The sequence below is a fragment of the Nonomuraea sp. MTCD27 genome, from assembly GCF_041950495.1.
In the GTDB taxonomy this organism is placed as follows: domain Bacteria; phylum Actinomycetota; class Actinomycetes; order Streptosporangiales; family Streptosporangiaceae; genus Nonomuraea.
The window spans coordinates 44,351-61,491 of record NZ_JBGNUW010000006.1; the positions used below are offsets into that span (position 1 = coordinate 44,351).

General features: G+C 71.9%; 17 protein-coding genes. 14 read left to right on the forward strand and 3 right to left on the reverse strand.

What is annotated here, in order from left to right:
- The first annotated feature begins 19 nt into the window (after positions 1 to 19).
- Genes ACBJ59_RS19155 through ACBJ59_RS19180 form a run of 6 tightly spaced genes read left to right on the forward strand, consistent with a single transcriptional unit; the run spans position 20 to position 5,040 of the window.
- On the forward strand, positions 20 to 811 hold the full coding sequence (locus ACBJ59_RS19155) for an ABC transporter ATP-binding protein (RefSeq protein ID WP_364123684.1): 792 nt from the start codon (positions 20 to 22) through the stop codon (positions 809 to 811).
- The gene (locus ACBJ59_RS19160) at positions 808 to 1,662 is read left to right on the forward strand and encodes an ABC transporter permease (RefSeq protein WP_375111561.1); all 855 of its coding nucleotides are present in this window, start codon (positions 808 to 810) and stop codon (positions 1,660 to 1,662) included. Before ACBJ59_RS19155 ends, ACBJ59_RS19160 begins: the two co-directional genes overlap by 4 nt.
- Positions 1,659 to 2,516 (forward strand): ABC transporter permease, encoded by an 858-nt coding sequence (locus ACBJ59_RS19165; RefSeq protein ID WP_375111562.1) that lies wholly within the window; start codon positions 1,659 to 1,661, stop codon positions 2,514 to 2,516. Before ACBJ59_RS19160 ends, ACBJ59_RS19165 begins: the two co-directional genes overlap by 4 nt.
- Positions 2,517 to 2,547: 31 nt before the next feature.
- Positions 2,548 to 3,561, forward strand: a complete 1,014-nt coding sequence (locus ACBJ59_RS19170) for an ABC transporter substrate-binding protein (RefSeq protein ID WP_375111563.1) — start codon at positions 2,548 to 2,550, stop codon at positions 3,559 to 3,561.
- A gap of 8 nt (positions 3,562 to 3,569) precedes the next feature.
- Positions 3,570 to 4,337, forward strand: a complete 768-nt coding sequence (locus ACBJ59_RS19175; RefSeq protein ID WP_375111564.1) for a fumarylacetoacetate hydrolase family protein — start codon at positions 3,570 to 3,572, stop codon at positions 4,335 to 4,337.
- Between the two features lie 43 nt (positions 4,338 to 4,380).
- On the forward strand, positions 4,381 to 5,040 hold the full coding sequence (locus tag ACBJ59_RS19180) for a GntR family transcriptional regulator (protein ID WP_375111565.1): 660 nt from the start codon (positions 4,381 to 4,383) through the stop codon (positions 5,038 to 5,040).
- Here the strand turns inward: ACBJ59_RS19180 and ACBJ59_RS19185 are convergent.
- Positions 5,037 to 6,371 carry an MFS transporter gene (locus tag ACBJ59_RS19185; protein WP_375111566.1) on the reverse strand — a complete coding sequence of 445 codons (1,335 nt, stop codon included), beginning with the start codon at positions 6,369 to 6,371 and terminating at the stop codon, positions 5,037 to 5,039. The genes ACBJ59_RS19180 and ACBJ59_RS19185 overlap by 4 nt on opposite strands.
- 181 nt (positions 6,372 to 6,552) lie before the next feature.
- Between ACBJ59_RS19185 and ACBJ59_RS19190 the strand changes: the two genes are divergently transcribed.
- Positions 6,553 to 7,098 (forward strand): hypothetical protein, encoded by a 546-nt coding sequence (locus tag ACBJ59_RS19190; RefSeq protein WP_375111567.1) that lies wholly within the window; start codon positions 6,553 to 6,555, stop codon positions 7,096 to 7,098.
- Positions 7,099 to 7,173: 75 nt separating this feature from the next.
- On the opposite strand, the gene ACBJ59_RS19195 is transcribed toward ACBJ59_RS19190, so the two are convergent.
- Positions 7,174 to 7,884, reverse strand: a complete 711-nt coding sequence (locus ACBJ59_RS19195; protein ID WP_375111568.1) for an IclR family transcriptional regulator — start codon at positions 7,882 to 7,884, stop codon at positions 7,174 to 7,176.
- 88 nt (positions 7,885 to 7,972) lie between these two features.
- Between ACBJ59_RS19195 and ACBJ59_RS19200 the strand changes: the two genes are divergently transcribed.
- From ACBJ59_RS19200 to ACBJ59_RS19230, 7 genes are all read left to right on the forward strand, one after another.
- A complete protein-coding gene (locus tag ACBJ59_RS19200) occupies positions 7,973 to 9,112 on the forward strand; it encodes a pyridoxal-phosphate-dependent aminotransferase family protein (protein ID WP_375111569.1) in 1,140 nt (379 codons plus the stop codon).
- Complete coding sequence (locus ACBJ59_RS19205; protein ID WP_375111570.1) at positions 9,109 to 12,000, forward strand: FAD-binding and (Fe-S)-binding domain-containing protein; 2,892 nt, start codon at positions 9,109 to 9,111, stop codon at positions 11,998 to 12,000. Before ACBJ59_RS19200 ends, ACBJ59_RS19205 begins: the two co-directional genes overlap by 4 nt.
- Positions 12,001 to 12,025: 25 nt before the next feature.
- Positions 12,026 to 13,357 carry an SLC13 family permease gene (locus tag ACBJ59_RS19210; protein WP_375111571.1) on the forward strand — a complete coding sequence of 444 codons (1,332 nt, stop codon included), beginning with the start codon at positions 12,026 to 12,028 and terminating at the stop codon, positions 13,355 to 13,357.
- 98 nt (positions 13,358 to 13,455) lie between these two features.
- Complete coding sequence (locus tag ACBJ59_RS19215) at positions 13,456 to 13,593, forward strand: hypothetical protein (RefSeq protein ID WP_375111572.1); 138 nt, start codon at positions 13,456 to 13,458, stop codon at positions 13,591 to 13,593.
- A 132-nt stretch (positions 13,594 to 13,725) separates the two neighbouring features.
- A complete protein-coding gene (locus ACBJ59_RS19220; RefSeq protein WP_364123660.1) occupies positions 13,726 to 14,037 on the forward strand; it encodes an EthD family reductase in 312 nt (103 codons plus the stop codon).
- Between the two features lie 273 nt (positions 14,038 to 14,310).
- Entirely contained in the window at positions 14,311 to 14,694 is a 384-nt protein-coding gene (locus ACBJ59_RS19225) for a hypothetical protein (RefSeq protein WP_375111573.1), read from the forward strand.
- 227 nt (positions 14,695 to 14,921) lie between these two features.
- A complete protein-coding gene (locus tag ACBJ59_RS19230) occupies positions 14,922 to 15,965 on the forward strand; it encodes an NBR1-Ig-like domain-containing protein (RefSeq protein WP_375111574.1) in 1,044 nt (347 codons plus the stop codon).
- Positions 15,966 to 15,977: 12 nt separating this feature from the next.
- On the opposite strand, the gene ACBJ59_RS19235 is transcribed toward ACBJ59_RS19230, so the two are convergent.
- A complete protein-coding gene (locus ACBJ59_RS19235) occupies positions 15,978 to 17,000 on the reverse strand; it encodes an RNA polymerase subunit sigma-70 (protein WP_375111575.1) in 1,023 nt (340 codons plus the stop codon).
- Between the last annotated feature and the right edge of the window lie 141 nt (positions 17,001 to 17,141).

Genomic DNA, 17,141 nt, shown 5'->3' on the forward strand with positions numbered 1-17,141 from the left:
CCGGTATGGAGCTGATCGAATGGCACCACTCGAAGAGGCCATCCGCCTGGAGGCGGTCTACAAGGCGTTCGTTCCGCGAGGCCGTTCCGCGCAGCCGCTGCTCGCCCTGGAGGACGTGAGCTTCGCGGCGCGCCCCGGCGAGTTCATCAGCCTGGTCGGCCCGTCGGGCTGCGGCAAGTCCACGGTGCTCAACCTGCTGGCCGGGCTCATCCAGCCGTCCGCCGGGCAGGTCGTGCACCACGGCCGGCCCGTCACCGGGGTGAACACCGAGGTCGGCTACATCACCCAGGACGACAACCTGCTCCCGTGGCGCTCGATGTCACGCAACGTCGAGTACGGCCTGGAGCTGCGCCGCGTGCCCAAGGAGGAGCGGCGCCGCCGGGCCCGCGAGTTCATCGAGCTGGTCGGGCTGACCGGCTTCGAGAACCACTACCCGCACGAGCTGTCCGGCGGCATGCGCAAGCGGGCCGGGATCGTGCGCACGCTCGCGTACGACAGCGACGTCGTCCTCATGGACGAGCCGTTCGGCCCGCTCGACGCGCAGACCCGGGTGATCCTCCAGGACGAGCTGCTCAAGCTGTGGGAGCTGCGGCGGCCGACCGTCCTGTTCGTCACGCACGACCTCGTCGAGGCCATCGCGCTCAGTGACCGGATCATCACGTTCACCTGCCGCCCCGGCCGCATCAAGCGCGAGTACGAGGTGGGCCTCCCCCGGCCGCGCGACGTGTTCCACATCCACGATCTCCCGCAGTTCAGGGAACTGTACGACGCGTTGTGGGACGACATCCGCATGGAGATCGCGGCGACATGACGCTCCCCGACGCCCGCGTGGCCACGATGCCCGCCACCGCGGGGGTGCTCGGCCGGGCCGCCGCCCGCTCCCGCGCCGCCGCGGCCCGGGAGCGGCTGCTCGTGCGGTCCGGGATCGTGCTGCTGGGCGCGGCGCTGCTGCTGATCTGGGAGTTCGGCGTGCCACTGGTCGTCGAGCGCCGGTACGTCAGCAGCCCCTCGGAGGTCGCGGCCCGCCTGGTGGAGCTCGTCGTCGACGGGCAGTTGTGGGGGCACATCGGGGTGACGCTGGGCGAGGCGGGCGCCGGCTACCTGATCGGCATCGCGGTGGGGCTGGCGGCGGCGCTGGTCCTGGTGGCCGTGCCGGTGCTGGACGAGATAGCGGGGCCGTTCCTGGCCGCGTTCTACTCCATCCCGAAGATCGCGCTCGCGCCGATGTTCATCATGTGGTTCGGGCTCGGCCTGCTGCCGAAGATCCTGCTGGCCGCGCTGATGGTGTTCCTGATCGTGCTGGCCAACACCATGGCGGGGGTGCGGGGCATCAGTCCCGGCCTGGTCGAGGTGTCGCGGGTGATGGGGGCCCGGGGCGCGACGCTCGTGCGTACGGTCGTCCTGCCCGGCGCCGCGCCCGCCGTGGTGGCGAGCATCCGGCTGACCTTCTCGCGCGCCATGGTCGGCGCGATCCTCGGCGAGTTCATCGCGGCGACCCAGGGGCTGGGCTTCCTGATCGTGCGCTCGTCGCGCCAGTTCGAGACCGCGACCGTCTTCGCCGGGATCGTGGTCGTGGCCGCCCTGGTCATGCTGGTCAACGCGGCCATCCGGGCGGTGGAGGCGCGGGCGCTGCCGTGGTGCGCGGACAGGCCGCACGGATGAGCGGGCGGACGGCCGAAGGAGCGACGAGCGAGCAGGTGCTCGACGGGGTGCGGCGGCGGCACGCGCGGCGGCGCCGGGCGCGGCGGGCGCTCGTGTGGGCGGGGCGGATCGGGGCGGCGGCCGGGGCCGTGGTGGTGTGGGACCTCGTCTCCGGCACCCTGGTCCGGCCGTTCTTCATCAGCAGTCCGCAGGCCGTGGCCGCGCGGCTGCTCGACTGGTTCGGTTCGGCCGACTTCTGGTTCCACGCGCGGTTCACGCTCACCTCGACCGCGCTGGGCTTCCTCTCCGGGGCGACGCTGGCCGTGCTGCTGGCCTGGCCGCTGGCGCTGCGCCGGGTGGCCTACCGGGTCGTGGAGCCCTACTTCCTGATCGCGTACTCGATCCCGGCGGTGGCGCTCGGGCCGGTCTTCATCCTCTGGTTCGGCATCGGGCTGGCGCCCAAGATCGTGCTGGCCGCGTACTTCGTGTTCTTCGTGGTCTTCATCAACACCGTCGAGGGCATCCGGCAGGTGCCGCAGGGGTTGCTCGACGTCACCCGGGTGATGGGCGGCACCCGGTGGGCCACGATGCGGTCGGTGCTGCTGCCGGGCGCCCTGCCGTACGTGCTGGCGGCCCTGCGCGTCACCCTGCCGGCGGCCATGATCGGCGCGGTGGTCGGGGAGTTCATCGCCTCCAACCGCGGCATCGGCTACCTGACCAGGGCGGCGGCCGGGCGTTACCAGACCGCGGGGGTCATCGCGGGGACGATCGTGCTGGCCGCGATCGTCCTGCTCCTGTCCATGTCCCTGCGTCCCCTGTCCCGCGTGCTGCGCTGGCGGCCCGAGGTCAGGCTGCGCGGCGACGACGTCGTGTAGAGGGCCCTGCGAGTCGAGGAGGTCGGTTCGGATGAGGTTGGCGGCGATCGCGGTGCTCGTCCTGGTGACCGCCGGATGCGGCGGTGGCGGCGAGCCGGCCCAGGAGGCGAAGCGGATCACGATCGCGTCGGCGCCGAACGTGTTCCTCTCCGCCCTGTACGTCGCCCAGGACGACGGCCTGTTCGCCAAGGAAGGGCTCACGGTCGAGATCGTGGAGGTGGAGAGCGGCAACGACAGCATCGCCGCGCTCGCCTCGGGCCAGGCCCAGTACGCCGACGTCGGGTTCGAGGACCTGGCCGAGCTGAGCAAGGCGGGCGACGACTCGGTGGTCATGGCGCACGACATCCTCGACCGGGTCACGCTCACGCTCGTCATGCGCAAGGAGGTCGCCGAGCGCAAGAACGTCACCGCGGCCTCGCCGCTGCGCGACCGGCTGGGCGCGCTCAAGGGGCTCAAGATCGGCATCACCTCGCCGGGCTCCCCCACCGACACGTACATGCGCTACTACCTGGGCTCGGTCGGCCTCGACCCGGAGCGCGACGTGGAGCTCGTGCCGCTCGGCGGCGGGTCGGCGCTGCTGGCCGCCCTGGAGAAGAGCCAGATCGACGCCTACCACCTGTCGCCGCCGACGCCGTATGTGGCCGCCGAGAAGGGCTTCGGCGTGGTCCTCATCGACGGGCCCAAGGGCGAGGTGCCGGAGCTGGACAAGTTCGACTACACCGCGTGGGCCACCTCGCGGCAGTGGGCCGAGGAGAACGCCGCGACCGCCACCGCCTTCAGCCGCGTGCTGGCGCGGGCCACCACGAAGGTCAAGCAGCAGCCGGAGGCGGTGGCCGGCCAGATCATGGACGACCTGGGCAGCAGCGACCGGGCGACGGTGCTGCGCACGGTGCGGGCGATGTCCTCCGCGCTGTCCGACAAGGGGTGTTTCGACCCGGCGGTCGTCCAGCGCACGCTCGATGTCATGCTCAGGCTGAAAATCCTCGAGGAGAAGGCGGACGCGGCCGAGGGCCGCCTCTGGACGAACAAGTACAACGGTTGCTGAGGAGCGAGATGCGCATCATCAGGTACGACGACGCGGGCACGGTGCGGTGGGGGGTGCTCGACCCCGACGGAACGGTACGCGCCGCCCAGGGTGACCCCTTCACGGAGCTGGTCCCCGGCGCGGTCGTGGGCAACGTCGAGGACCTACGCCTGCGCGCCCCCGTCACCCCGAGCAAGATCGTCTGCGTCGGCCGGAACTACGCCGACCACGCGGCCGAGTTCGGCAACCCGGTGCCCAAGGAGCCGCTGATCTTCCTGAAGCCGCCGTCCTCGATCGTCGGCCCCGGGGACGAGGTCGTCTACCCGTCGCTGTCCGGGCGGCTCGACCCGGAGGCGGAGCTGGTCGTCGTGATCGGCCGCGCGGGGCGGCGGGTCGCCGCCGAGGACGCGATGTCGCTGGTGTTCGGCTACACGATCGGCAACGACGTCACGGCCCGCGACATCCAGAAGAGCGACCCCCAGTGGACGCGCGGCAAGGGCTTCGACACCTTCTGCCCGCTGGGGCCGTGGGTGGACACCGACTTCGACCCGTCGGACGTCCGCGTCACCTGCACGGTGAGCGGTGAGGTGCGCCAGGACGGGCGTACGCGGGACTTCATCTTCGACATCCCCACGCTGATCGCGTACGTGTCGGCGTTCTCCACCCTGGAGCCCGGCGACGTGATCATGACCGGGACCCCGCCCGGCGTGCGCCCGGTCCAGGCCGGTGACACGATGACCATCGCGGTGGAGGGGCTGGGCGAGCTGAGCAACCCGGTGGTGGCGGAGGCCCCGTGAGCTGCCGGGTGGCGCCGGCGAGGTGCGCCTTATAGTGGCTTGCGTGACGACCGTCGTGCTGAAGCCCGGCCCGCCCGCGCGCACCGCGCACGCCTTCGTCTACGAAACGCTCCGGCGGGCGATCCTCGGCGGCGACCTGCCGCTCGGCTACCGGCTCGTGCAGGCCGACGTCGCCGCCCAGCTCAAGGTCAGCATCACGCCCGTGCGCGAGGCCCTGCGCGACCTGGCCGGCGAGGGCCTGATCAGGATCGACGCCCACAAGGGGGCGATGATCCGCGAGCTCGACATGGCCGAGGTCAGGGAGATCTACGAGCTGCGCCGCATGCTGGAGCCGGTCTCGATCCGCAAGGCCGTCGAGCGCATCACCGACGACGAGCTCGACCGGGCGGCCGCGCTGCTGGAGCTCATGGAGGAGGAGCGCGACCCGGGGCAGTGGGTGGAGCTCAACCGCCAGTTTCACGCCGTCTTCGGCGACGCGGCGCGCTCGCCCCGGCTGTGCGCGATCCTCAAGGGCCTGCGCGACGGCGCCGCCGTCTACGTCGGCCTCTCCCTGCGCGGTCAGGAACGGGCGCGCAGGGAGCAGGCCGACCGCGATCATCGCGAGCTGCTGGCGGCCTTCAGGCAGCGGCGCGCCGAGGCCGCCGTGGAGATCGTGCTGCGCCATCTCGACGCCACCATGGCGGCCATCGGGCGGCTGGCCTAACCGCTGCTCGTGGGCTGCGGCTCGTCGTACTCGACGGCGTAGTCCTGCTGCGAGCGGTCCTTCAGCGCGTACGCGGCCACGACGCTGATCGCGGCGCAGATCGCCATGTAGATGGCGATGGACAACGAGCTCTGGTAGGTGGCGTACAACCAGACCGCGATCAGCGGCGCGGGGCCGCCGGCCGTCAGCGAGGCGAGCTGGTAGCCGAGCGAGGCGCCGCTGTAGCGCAGCCGCCCGGTGAAGCTCTCGGCGATGAACGTGGCCTGCGGGCCGTACTGGATGTCGTGGATGGGCGCGGCCAGCACGATGGCCAGGAAGACCAGCGCGGGGACGCGGGTGTCGAGCAGCGGCCAGTAGATGAACGACCAGACCACCATGAGCGCGGCGCCGATCATGTACAGCCGCCGGCGGCCCACGAGGTCGGACATGTAGCCCCAGAACGGCACGGTGAACAGCGAGACGACGCCGGCGGCGATGACGTACGTGTAGACGTCGCTCGCCTGGAAGCCCAGCGTCTTCGTGGCGTAGGTGAGGATGAAGACGGTGAAGATGTAGAACGGCGCCTGCTGGCCGGTGCGCAGCAGCGCGCTCAGCACGATCTCCCGCCAGTTCATGGCCAGCACCTGGCGCACGGGCACGCGCTCGACCCTGTTCTCCCTGACGACCTTGGCGAAGACCGGCGTCTCCAGGATGCCGAGCCTGATGTACAGGCCCACGGCCGCCATCACGATGCTGAGCAGGAACGGGATGCGCCAGCCCCAGTAGGGGTCGAGCGGCTGGAAGATCTGCAGCGCCAGGTAGCCGAGCACGAGCCCGACGGGGACACCGAACTGCGGCCAGCTGCCGAGGAAGCCGCGCTTGCCGCCGCGCGTCTTGCCCCACTCGGTGGCCAGCAGGACGGAGCCGCCCCATTCGCCGCCGACGCTGATGCCCTGCAGCAGGCGCAGGAGGGTGAGCAGGATGCCGCCCCAGATCCCGATCTGCTCGTAGGTGGGCACCAGGCCCACGAGAGCGGTCGCGATGCCCATGGTCAGGAGGGTGATGATCAGGGTGGCCTTGCGTCCGATGCGGTCGCCGTAGTGGCCGAAGATCGCCGCGCCGATGGGGCGGGCGGCGAAGCCGCCGAAATAGGTGCCGAGGGCGAGCAGGAGTCCGGTCGTCGGGTCGTTGGTCGGGAAGAACAGCTCCGCGAAGATGGTGCTGGCGGCGAAGCCGTAGAGGAAGAAGTCGTACCACTCGATCGAGGTCCCTACGGCGGAGGCGATCACCGCCCGGACCAGTTGCCGTCTCTTCTGCTGACCTGTCGCGTCGAGTCCTTGCTGCTCAACCATCTACCGCTCCTGGGGTAGGTCACGCGTTAACGGTGACGGTACATGATGCATCATCGATGGTCACCAGCCGGAAATGGCGGGGATCCCGGCTTTCCCGCACCTGCCGGAGGTTGCGATCCTGCCTGGTTGCGGGCGCGGTTCGGGGGTAGCGGGAGGACTACTGTCCGAGAGGAGGACCGCGATGCGTCCCATCGTCACCGCCGCGATCGTCGTGGCCCTGGCCGCCACCGGCTGCACGAACTACGGCTTCGACAAGGCCAACCGGGTCCCGCAGAACGACGGGGCCAACGCCGACGTGGCGGGCGTGAGCCTGCGCAACGCCTTCCTCCTGCGCGGCAACGCGGACCCGCCCGCCGCCGGCACTCCCGAGGCGCTCTTCGCGGTGCTGGTCAACGACTCCGCCCGGCCCGTCCAGCTGGAGCGGATCACCGTCGACGGCGGCGGCTCGGTGCAGCTCGCCGGCCCGGTCATGCTGCCGCCGAACCAGCCGGTCGGCACCGGCAACCAGCCCATCGGCACGGTCAGCGGCGTGCGCGCCAACACGGTGCCCATGACGTTCATCTTCAAGGACGCCGACGCCATTCGCGTGTCGGTGCCGGTCAAGACGCGGACCGACCATTTCGCCAACCTGCCGTCCGCCCCGGCGGGCCCCGTTACGCCGGCGCCCGCGCCGCCGTCGCCCACCAGGCCGATCAGCCCGCCGCCGAGCCCGTCCCCCACCGGTTGAGGTGACGCCGGGCCTTGGCCGGGGACCGCGCGACGGCCTCGATCACTTCCCGTCGCCGCAGCCGAAATGCCTGCCTCAGCCGAGCGACTCGCCCAGGGCCCTGGCCGCCTGGGTGACGAGCTTGCCGTATTCGGCGCGGAGCTCCTCCGGCATGCGGCTGGCCGGGGTGGAGACGCTGAGGCTGGCGACCGGCCCGTCGGGGCCCAGGACGGCGGCGGCGACGGCGGCGATGTCGGAGCGCCACTCGCCCCGGTTGTCGGCGTACCCGCGGGCGAGCACCGCCTCCAGCTCGGCCCGCAGGGCGCCCGGGTCGATGATCGTGGTGTCGGTGTAACCCGGCAGCTCGCCGGCGGGGCGGTGCAGGTGGGCGAGCACGGCCTTGCCGTTGGCCGAGGCGTGCAGCGGCAGCCGGATGCCCAGCGGCAGCACGATGCGCAGCGGCTTGTCGGTCTCCAGCCGCTCGATCAGCACGACCGCGTCGCCCTCGGGCACCATCAGGTGGATCGTCTCCCCGGTGCGCTGGCGCAGCTCCTCCATGACCGGCATGGCCGCGTCGCGCAGCCCCAGCTCGGTCCCGCGCGCGACCTGTAACGCCTTGCTGGTCACCTGCCAGCGCGTGACCTCGCCCCCGGCCGGTCTGATCCAGCCCGCCTCGTGCAGCGTCCTCAGCGAGCGCTGCACCGTGCTCTTCGGCAGACCGAGCCCACGGGCCAGCTCGCCGACGCCGATGGGCTGGCGGGCGGCGACCTCTTCGAGCACTCGGAGGGCGGTGATCACGTTCTGCATGCATTGACTCCTCTGCGGGCCGATTTTAATGTTAATGAACCGCACAGCGGCACGCCGTGCCGTGTGATGGCACGGAGGTGGAAAGAGAGTGGGCCGGCACTTCCTGCAGATCCCCGGGCCGACCAACGTCCCCGACCGGGTGCTGCGCGCCATCGCGCAGCCCACGATCGACCACCGGGGGCCGGAGTTCGCCCGGCTGGCGGGCGAGCTGCTCGAACGGCTGAAGACCGTCTTCAGGACGACCGGCCCGGTGGTCGTCTATCCGTCGTCGGGCACGGGAGCCTGGGAGGCGGCGCTGGTCAACACGCTGTCGCCGGGAGAACGGGTCGTGGTGTTCGAGACCGGGCACTTCTCCTCGCTGTGGTGCGAGATGGCCGCCCGGCTGGGGCTGGTCGTGGACCTGATCCCGGGCGACTGGCGGCACGGCGCCGACCCCGACGTGCTGGCCGAGCACCTCACCCCCGGCGTCGCCGCCGTCATGGTGGTGCACAACGAGACCTCGACCGGCGTGCGCAGCCGGATCCCCGAGCTCAGGGCGGTCATCGACCGGGCCCGGCATCCGGCGCTGCTGCTGGTCGACACGATCTCGTCGCTGGGCTCGATGGACTACCGCCACGACGAGTGGGGCGTGGACGTGACCGTCGGGTGCTCGCAGAAGGGGCTGATGCTGCCGCCCGGCATGGGGTTCAACGCGGTCAGCGAGAAGGCGCTGGCGCACCGGGGGCGGCTGCCCCGGTCGTACTGGGACTGGGAGCCGATCATCGCGGCCAACCGGCAGGGCTTCTTCCCGTACACGCCGCCCACCAACCTGCTGTACGGCCTGCGCGAGGCGCTCCTCATGCTGGAGGAGGAGGGCCTGGACGCGGTCTTCGCCCGGCACGACCGGCACGCCGAGGCGACCCGGCGGGCCGTGCGCGGCTGGGGGCTGGAGGTGCTCTGCGCCGACGAGCGCGAGCACTCCAGCTCGCTCACGGCCGTGATGATGCCCGACGGGCACGACGCCGACGCGGTCAGGCGGCTGATCCTGGAGCGCTACGACATGTCGCTCGGCACCGGGCTCGGGCGGCTCGCGGGCAAAATCTTCCGGATCGGGCATCTCGGCCATTTCAACGATCTGATGCTCGCGGGCACGCTGAGCGGGGTCGAGATGGGGCTGAGCGCGGCCGGGGTGCCGATCAAGGAGGGCGGCACGCGGGCGGCGCTGGCCTATCTGGAGGGCGGTCGATGAGCCTGGCCCGCACGCTGGCCCCGCTCCTCGCCGGCGACGTCCGGGACGACCCCTACACCAGGCACCTCTACTCCTCCGACGCCAGCATGTACGCCATCGAGCCGCTCGCCGTCGCCTTCCCCCGCCACGCCGACGACGTGCAGGCCCTGGTGGCGGCCTGCGGCGAGCTGGGCGTGCCGGTGCTGCCGCGCGGGGCGGGCACCAGCCTGGCCGGGCAGACGGTGGGCGCGGCCGTGATCGTGGACTTCTCCCGGCACATGAACCGCATCCTGGAGATCGACGGCCGGACCGCCCGGGTGCAGCCCGGCGTGGTGCAGGACCAGCTCAACCGGGCGGCCCGCAAGCACGGGCTGATGTTCGGGCCCGACACCTCCACCAGCAACCGGGCCACGATCGGCGGCATGATCGGCAACAACTCGGCCGGCAGCCACTCCGTCCTGTACGGCTCCACGATCGACCATGTCCAGGCACTGCGGGTGGTGCTCGCCGACGCCACCATGCCCGACCTGGCCACCGACGCCCGCCTGACCGAGGCGGTCGCCGGCGTCCTGAGCGGGCTCGACCTGTCGGGCTTCCCGCGCTTCTGGCGCCACTCGGGCGGCTACCGCCTCGACGCCGCCGCCGGCCTGACCGAGCCTGCCTGGACCGAGTCCGCCTTGACCGAGGCTGCCTCGACCAGGCCGGAACTGACCAGGCCGGACTTGACCAGGCCGGACCTGACCAAGCTGATCGTCGGCTCGGAAGGCACCCTGGCCGTGGTGACCGAGGCCACGGTGGGCCTGGTGGACCTGCCGCGGGCGAAAGCCATCGCCGTCGGGCACTTCACCTCCACCCCGGCGGCCATCGCCGCCACCGCCGACGCCCTCTCCTTCGACGCCGCCTCGGTCGAGCTCCTGGACAAGGCCATCCTCGACCTGTCCAGGCGGCGGGTGGACTACGCGGGGCTCGGCGACATCCTGGAGGGCGATCCGGCGGCGCTGCTGTTCGTGGAGTTCTTCGGCGACACCCCGGCCGAGGTCGCCGACCGCGTGGACAAGCTGGCCGCCACCTGGAAGTCCAACGGCCACGGCTACCACACGCTCAGGGCGGTCACCGCGCAGCAGCAGGCGGCCGTGCTCAAGGTCCGCAAGGCGGGGCTCGGGCTGCTGATGGCCTCCAGCGTGGGCAGCCGCAGGCCGCTGGCGTTCGTCGAGGACACGGCCGTGCCGCCGGAGCGGCTGCTGCCGTACGTCGAGGAGTTCGCGGGGATCCTCGAGCGCCACGGGCTGAGCGCCGGCTTCTACGGCCACTGCTCGGTCGGCTGCCTGCACATCCGCCCGTTCGTGGACCTGCGCGCGCCCGGCGAGATCGGCACCATGCGGGCGGTGGCCGAGGAGATCGCCCAGCTGGCCGCCCGGCACGGCGGCGTGAACTCCAGCGAGCACGGCGACGGGCTGGCCCGCTCCGAGTTCAACCGGCAGCTGTTCGGCGACGCCGTCTACGAGGCGATGCGGCAGGTCAAACAGGTCTTCGACCCGCACGGCCGGCTGAACCCGGGCAAGATCGTGGACGCGCCGCCGATGACCGACCACCTGCGCGACCCGGCGATGCCCGAGCCGCGCCCGCTGGCCACGGCCTTGACGTTCGACGGCGGCATGCACGCCGCGGCCGACCGGTGCATGAACGTGGGCGTCTGCCGCAAGGACGACACGGGCGTCATGTGCCCGTCGTACATGGCCACCCGCGAGGAGGAGCACTCCACCCGCGGCCGGGCCAACGCCCTGGTCAAGGCGCTGTCCTCGCCCGACCCCCGGTGGGCGCTGGGCGACGAGCGGCTGCACGGCATCCTGGACCTCTGCCTGGAGTGCAAGGCGTGCCAGTCCGAGTGCCCGCTCGGGGTGGACATGGCGGCGCTGAAGAGCGAGTTCCTCCACCAGTACCAGGAGCTCCACGGCGTGCCGGTGCGCGCGCGGCTGTTCGGGGCGATCAGGACGCTCAACCGGCTCGGCTCGGCCACCGCGCCGCTGTCGAACTGGCTGGCCGGCGCCCTGCGCGGCCCGCTCGGCCTGAGCCGGCGCCGCCCGCTCCCCCGCTTCCACCGCGACCACCTGCTCCGCTGGCACGCCCGCCGCCCCCAACCCGCCGGCACCGCCGACACCTCCGGCACTTCGGGCACTTCGGGCACTTCGGGCAAAGAGGTCATCCTGCTGGCCGACTCCTTCACCACCTACAGCGAGCCGGCCATCGGCCGCGCCGCCGTCGAGCTGCTGGAGCGCGCCGGCTACCGGGTACGCCTGGCGGCCGAGGGCTGCTGCGGCCGCTCCAGCATCTCCAAGGGCCTGCTCGACCGGGCCCGGACGATGGCCGAGGCGATGGTCACCCGCCTGGCCGCCTCCGACGCGCCGATCGTGGGCCTGGAGCCGTCCTGCCTGCTGACCCTCAAGGACGAGTACGCCGCCCTGCTCCCCGGCGATCCGCGCGTGGCGGCGGTGGCGGCCCGCGCCCGGCTCATCCCCGAACTGCTGGCGGAGGCGATCGACGACGGCTCGCTCGTGCTGGGCGACGCGCTGCGCGGGCGCGAGATCCTCCTGCACGGCCACTGCCACGAGAAGGCCGTCACCGGCACCGCCGCCACGCGGGCGCTGCTGTCCAGGATCCCGGGAGCGGAGGTGACGGAGATCGACGCCGGCTGCTGCGGCATGGCCGGATCGTTCGGCTTCGAGGCCGAGCACTACGACCTGTCCATGAAGATCGGCGGCCTCCGGCTCTTCCCGGCGATCGCCGCGTCCTCACCCGACACGCTGCTCGCGGCCACGGGGGTCTCGTGCCGCCAGCAGATCGCCCACGGCGCGGGACGCCGCGCCCGCCACCCGGTCGAGCTCGTCCATCGGGCGGCCGGCCTGCACTGACGTTCGGGGGAGATCGGAGTAAGCAGTGTCCGCAGAGCTCCTGTCCATTCTCGCCCTCATCGCCATGTTCGTCGTGGCCACCATCTTCCCCGTGAACCTCGGGGCGCTGGCACTCGTCGGCGCCTTCCTGGTCGGCACGCTGGCCGCCGGCATGAGCACCGACGACATCCTCGGCGCCTTCCCCGGCAGCCTGTTCGTGATCCTCGTCGGGGTGACGCTCCTGTTCGCGATCGCCACCAACAACGGCACGGTGGACTGGCTCGTACGGGCTGCCGTGCATCTCGTACGAGGCCGGCTGGCCGCCATCCCGCCGGTCGTGTTCGTCATCTCGGCGCTGCTGACGGCCGTGGGCGCGCCCGCGCCGGCGGTGGCGGCGATCCTGGCGCCGATCGCGTTCGGGTTCGCGGCCGACTACCGGATCCATCCGATGCTGATCGGGCTCATGGTGGCGCACGGGACGCAGGCGGGCGCGTTCTCGCCGATCAGCGTGCTCGGCGGGATCGTGAACGGCGTCACCAGGGACTCGAACCTGCCGAGCGACAACCTGGTGCTGTTCCTGTCGAGCTTCGCCTTCAACGCCGCCGCGGCCGTGGCCGTCTTCTTCGTCTTCGGCGGCCTCGGCCTCGTGCGCCGGGGCGCCATCGGCTCCGCCACCCCCGACCCCCTCGATGAGGAGCCCGGCCCGTCCGAGGGCGGGACCGGTGGCGGGGTGGGCACCGCCGTCGCCCGCGACACCGTGACCGGCGGGAGCCTGCGGCTCACCGCGCACCAGGCGCTGACGCTGACCGGCATCGTCGCGCTCTGCCTGGCCGTGCTGGTGTTCAAGCTGGACGTGGGCCTGACGGCCGTCACCGTCGCGGTCATCCTCTCCCTCACCTCCCCCAAGACCAACAAGGGCGCCGTGGAGAAGGTGGCCTGGCCGACCGTGCTGCTGATCTGCGGCGTCGTCACGTACGTGGGCGTCCTGCAGGAGATCGGCACCGTCGACTACGTCGGCTCGGCGGTGGCCGCGATCGGCATCCCGCTGCTGGTGGCGCTGCTCATCTGTTACGTCGGCGGCGTCGTGTCGGCCTTCGCCTCGACCGTGGGCATCCTGGGCGCGCTGGTGCCGCTGGCCGTGCCGCTGCTGTCGCAGGGCACGCTGGGGCCGATCGCGATGATCGCGGCGCTGTCGGTGTCGTCGGCGATCGTGGACGTCAGCCCGTTCTCCACGACGGGCGCGCTGCTGGTGGCCAACGTCCGGGGCATGCCGCGGGACGACTTCTACCGCAGGCTGCTGGCGTACGGGGGTGTGATCGTGCTGGTGGGGCCGCTGGCGGCCTGGGCCGTCCTGGTGGTGCCCGGCTGGCTCGGCTGACCGGGGACGGTGGCGCGGGAGCGCTCGGCCCACGAGATCATTCCGTGGTCGCGAACCGCCAGGTTTCCCCTGCATTCGCCGATCGCGGAGGAACCCCCTTGAGGAAACGTCTCGTCGCCGCCACCGTCCCGGTGGTCCTGGCCGCCGCGCTCACCGGCGGCGCACAGGCCCACGCCACCGCCACCGCGGGGTCGACCAGGACGGCAAGAAGGTCGAGGAGACGTTCCACCCCGTGACCGACACCCGCTACACCGGCTGGGGCACGAAGGTGAAGATCGTGCTCTGAAACGGCCGCCACCAGGGCCCTTTCGCGCGGGCGCCGGCGGGGGTTTCATCGAAGGGCACATCCCCGACCATGGAGGCGGACAGTGGCTTTCCAGCTCATCGTGCTCTACCACCACCCCGAGAGCACCGCGGCCTTCGACAAGCACTACGACGAGACGCACGCGCCGCTCGCGGCCCGGCTGCCCGGGCTGCGGGCGTACACGGTCATGCGGCCCGCTCCGGCGCAGGGCGCGCAGCCGGCGTACCACCTCGTCGCCGTGCTGACCTTCGACGATCAGCAGGCGTTCAACACGGCCATGGCCGGCGAGGAAGGCCAGGCCGCCGTCGCCGACCTGGCGAACTTCGCCGGAGCCGGCGTCACCATGCTCACCGGGCCGGCCGGCGCGGTCCTCTGACGACGCGGGCGGGTCGCACGGCTCATTCCATACGCGCCGCGATCCGCCCACGGTGTACGCGAGGCTTTCATCGGCCACGGCCCGGCCGTCACTGAATTCCGGCACCACGGCCACCATTTCCCCCCGCCGCTGACCTGGGCATTCGATTGTCCAAAGGCCGATGGAAAATGCTCGGACAATTGTCGGACGGCAATTGCTTGGCACCGTGTCCGGCGGCAGGCAAAAGTGTTGGGCAGAAAGAACGGCAAGCCCAACGAAATGGGGGGAAGTCCCATGAGAATTCGTACGAAGGCCACGTTCGCCATGGCTTCCATGGCTGCCACGATGCTCACCTGCTCGGCGGCGGCCACGGCGGCGCCCGTCACAGCGGCGCCCGTCACGGCAGCCCCGGCCGTCTCCGCGCAGACGCAGCTGAGCGCGCTCGACGTCGTCCGGGGAAAGACGCGGTGCTTCAGCTACTCGTACGGCGACGACGGCACCACGAGCGTCACCGTCTACTTCCACAACCGGTGCAAGCACTCCCGGGGCATCAAGATCCGCGTCGCGCAGGCCAAGGACGCCTGCATCTGGGTGCGTGGCGGCGACTTCGACAAGAAGAAGTTCAAGGGCGCGCACCCGACCGTCCAGTCCATCAAGGAAGTCTCCCACTGCGGCTGACGCCTGATCGCCCAGGCGTCCGCCGCTCGGGGCGCCCTGGGGTCTCAGGTGAGGCGGTTTTGCGGTGGCATCCGCGTCGCCTGGGGCTCCGGGGTCCCGCTCTCCACTTATGACGTGGTTGTCGCCCCTTGACGGATCGTTCACCGGAGATGGCTTTGGTAACCTCCTTTGGTCTTGGCGTGGTGCGGCGCAGGCCGTACGAAGCGGTCGACCGAAGCAGAGGTGGGATGGCGGAGTCGCCCGGATCGCAGGACGAGGGCACGGGGGCGCGGCGGGGGCGCCGGCCGATCCGGCCGGATCCTGAGTCCGGCCCCGTCGCGCTGCTCGCGCACCGTCTCTGGGAGCTCAAGGAGCAGGCGGGTGACCCGTCCTTCGCGGACATGGCCTCCCGCCTCGGGGCGGCGGCCTCGAAGTCGTCGCTGGCCGCGGCGGCCCGGGGCAGCGCGCTGCCGAGCTGGGAGACGACGTGGGAGTTCGTCCGGGTGCTGGCCGTCGACCGGCTGGGCCGGGATCCGGCGGAGGTCCGGCGCGAGTGGCGGGCGTACTGGGAGCAGGCCGCGAACACCGCGTACGCGGAGAATGAGGCCCCCATGCCCGAATCCCACCCATCCTCCCCTGACAGCCGTCCACCGGCCGGGGACGTCGGCCCCAGAGGTGGCCCGCACGGTGGCCCGCACGGTGGCCCGCACGGTGGCCCGCACGGTGGCCCGCACGGTGGCCCGCACGGTGGCCCGCACGGTGGCCCGCACGGTGGCCCGCACGGCGGCCCACACGGCGGCCGCCGGCCGTCCGGCAGGAGGACGGCCGTGCTGGCGACGGTCACCGGCGTGGTCGGCGTCGCCGCCGTCCTCGTCGGCTGGGTCCTGCCGATGATCATGGAGAACGCGAAGAGCGAGCCCGACCCCCCGGCCGTCCCGTCCCCGTCCGCCTCGCCGCACGACGACTCCGCCTTCGAGGGCGACGTGACATACCCGGACGGGACCGTGGTCAAGGGCGGCACGTCCTTCGACAAGACCTGGCGCCTGCGCAACGCGGGCAACGTCCCGTGGCAGGGGCGCTATCTCACCCGCATGAACGACACCCCGTGCAAGGCTCCCAAACGGGTCGGGATCGGCCCGGTCCTGCCGGGCGAGTCCGTCGACATCACCGTACGCGTGCGCGCCTCCGAGACCCCCGGCCGGTGCAAGATCTTCTGGAAGATGACCGACGAGGACGGCACCCCGCTGCTCGCCGCGAAGAAACCCATCTTCCTCGACGTCACCGTCGCCTGACCGCTTCCCTCATCAGGTCAGGACGGCCGGCAGCCCGAACCGGGCGAACAACGACGGCTGCTCGAAGGCGGCGACGTCGACCAGCGCGCCCTGGTCGAAGCGCAGCAGCGTGAGCACGAACGGCACGAACACGCTTTCGCCCGGACGGCGTACGTAACCGGCGACGCCGGGCTGCCCGTTGGCCGGGATCGGCAGCAGCCGCCAGCGGCCGAGGGAGTTCATGCCGCGGCGCAGCGCGGCGGCCACGTCGTCGCGGCCGCGCCATTCGCCGACCCGGGAGATGGCCAGCCGGATGTCGTGGCGGAGCACCGCGATCAGCATCTCCGGATCGGCCTGCTCGTGGGCCTCGATGTAGGTCTGCAGCAGCCGGCGTTGCCCCGGGTCGGACCGGGCGGCCGGCGCCCACTCCAGCCGCCCGCCCGGCCACTGGTCGCGCAGCGTGGCGCGGGCGCGTTGCAGCGCGCTGTTGATCGCGGGGACGGTCATGTCGAGCAGGCCGGCGGTCTCCGCGGCCGACCAGCCGCCCACGTCGCGCAGGATCACCACGGCCCGCTGGCGCGGCGGCAGCAGCTGGATCGTCGCCAGGAAGGCCAGCGACATCGTCTCCCTGTTCACCGCGACCGCCTCAGGGCCCGGCTGGTCGTCGGCCAGCTCGTCCAGCAGGTGGTCCGGATAGGGCTGCAACCAGGGCATCCCGGCGACCGACGGGCCGAGGCCGACCGACGGCCCCGGCGATGCGGGCACGGCCCGGCGGGCGTCCCTGCGCAGCGTGTCCAGGCACGCGTTGGTGGCGATGCGATACAGCCAGGTGCGTACGCTCGACCGGCCCTCGAAGTCCTCCCGGGACCGCCAGGCCCGCAGCAGCACGTCCTGGACATGGTCCTCGGCCTCCTCGAAGGAGCCGAGCAGGCGGTAGCAGAGCACGTGCAGCTCGCGGCGATGGCGGCGGACCAGCTCGGCGAAGTCGTCGGCCTCCGGTCCCGACGACGGGACCTCCAGGTCCGCGGCGCTCCCGGCCTGCTCGCTCGCGCCCACCGTTCTCCTCACACCCGGCCAAGGGATCACCACCGTACCGTGCGCGCCGCCACCACAAGGCGCACATTAACCGGACATTTCACGATCCCTGGCTATTTTCTCCGCGGACCGATGAGTTCTTCCGGACGGCACGTCAGTACC

Bases quoted from the DNA above. Each gene is read 5' to 3' on its own strand.
- ACBJ59_RS19205 (WP_375111570.1), top strand. From the start codon at position 9,109: ATGAGCCTGGCCCGCACGCTGGCCCCGCTCCTCGCCGGCGACGTCCGG.
- ACBJ59_RS19155 (WP_364123684.1), top strand. From the start codon at position 20: ATGGCACCACTCGAAGAGGCCATCCGCCTGGAGGCGGTCTACAAGGCG.
- ACBJ59_RS19190 (WP_375111567.1), top strand. From the start codon at position 6,553: ATGCGTCCCATCGTCACCGCCGCGATCGTCGTGGCCCTGGCCGCCACC.
- ACBJ59_RS19175 (WP_375111564.1), top strand. From the start codon at position 3,570: ATGCGCATCATCAGGTACGACGACGCGGGCACGGTGCGGTGGGGGGTG.
- ACBJ59_RS19230 (WP_375111574.1), top strand. From the start codon at position 14,922: ATGGCGGAGTCGCCCGGATCGCAGGACGAGGGCACGGGGGCGCGGCGG.
- ACBJ59_RS19170 (WP_375111563.1), top strand. From the start codon at position 2,548: ATGAGGTTGGCGGCGATCGCGGTGCTCGTCCTGGTGACCGCCGGATGC.
- ACBJ59_RS19225 (WP_375111573.1), top strand. From the start codon at position 14,311: ATGAGAATTCGTACGAAGGCCACGTTCGCCATGGCTTCCATGGCTGCC.
- ACBJ59_RS19160 (WP_375111561.1), top strand. From the start codon at position 808: ATGACGCTCCCCGACGCCCGCGTGGCCACGATGCCCGCCACCGCGGGG.
- ACBJ59_RS19195 (WP_375111568.1), bottom strand. From the start codon at position 7,884: ATGCAGAACGTGATCACCGCCCTCCGAGTGCTCGAAGAGGTCGCCGCC.
- ACBJ59_RS19185 (WP_375111566.1), bottom strand. From the start codon at position 6,371: ATGGTTGAGCAGCAAGGACTCGACGCGACAGGTCAGCAGAAGAGACGG.
- ACBJ59_RS19165 (WP_375111562.1), top strand. From the start codon at position 1,659: ATGAGCGGGCGGACGGCCGAAGGAGCGACGAGCGAGCAGGTGCTCGAC.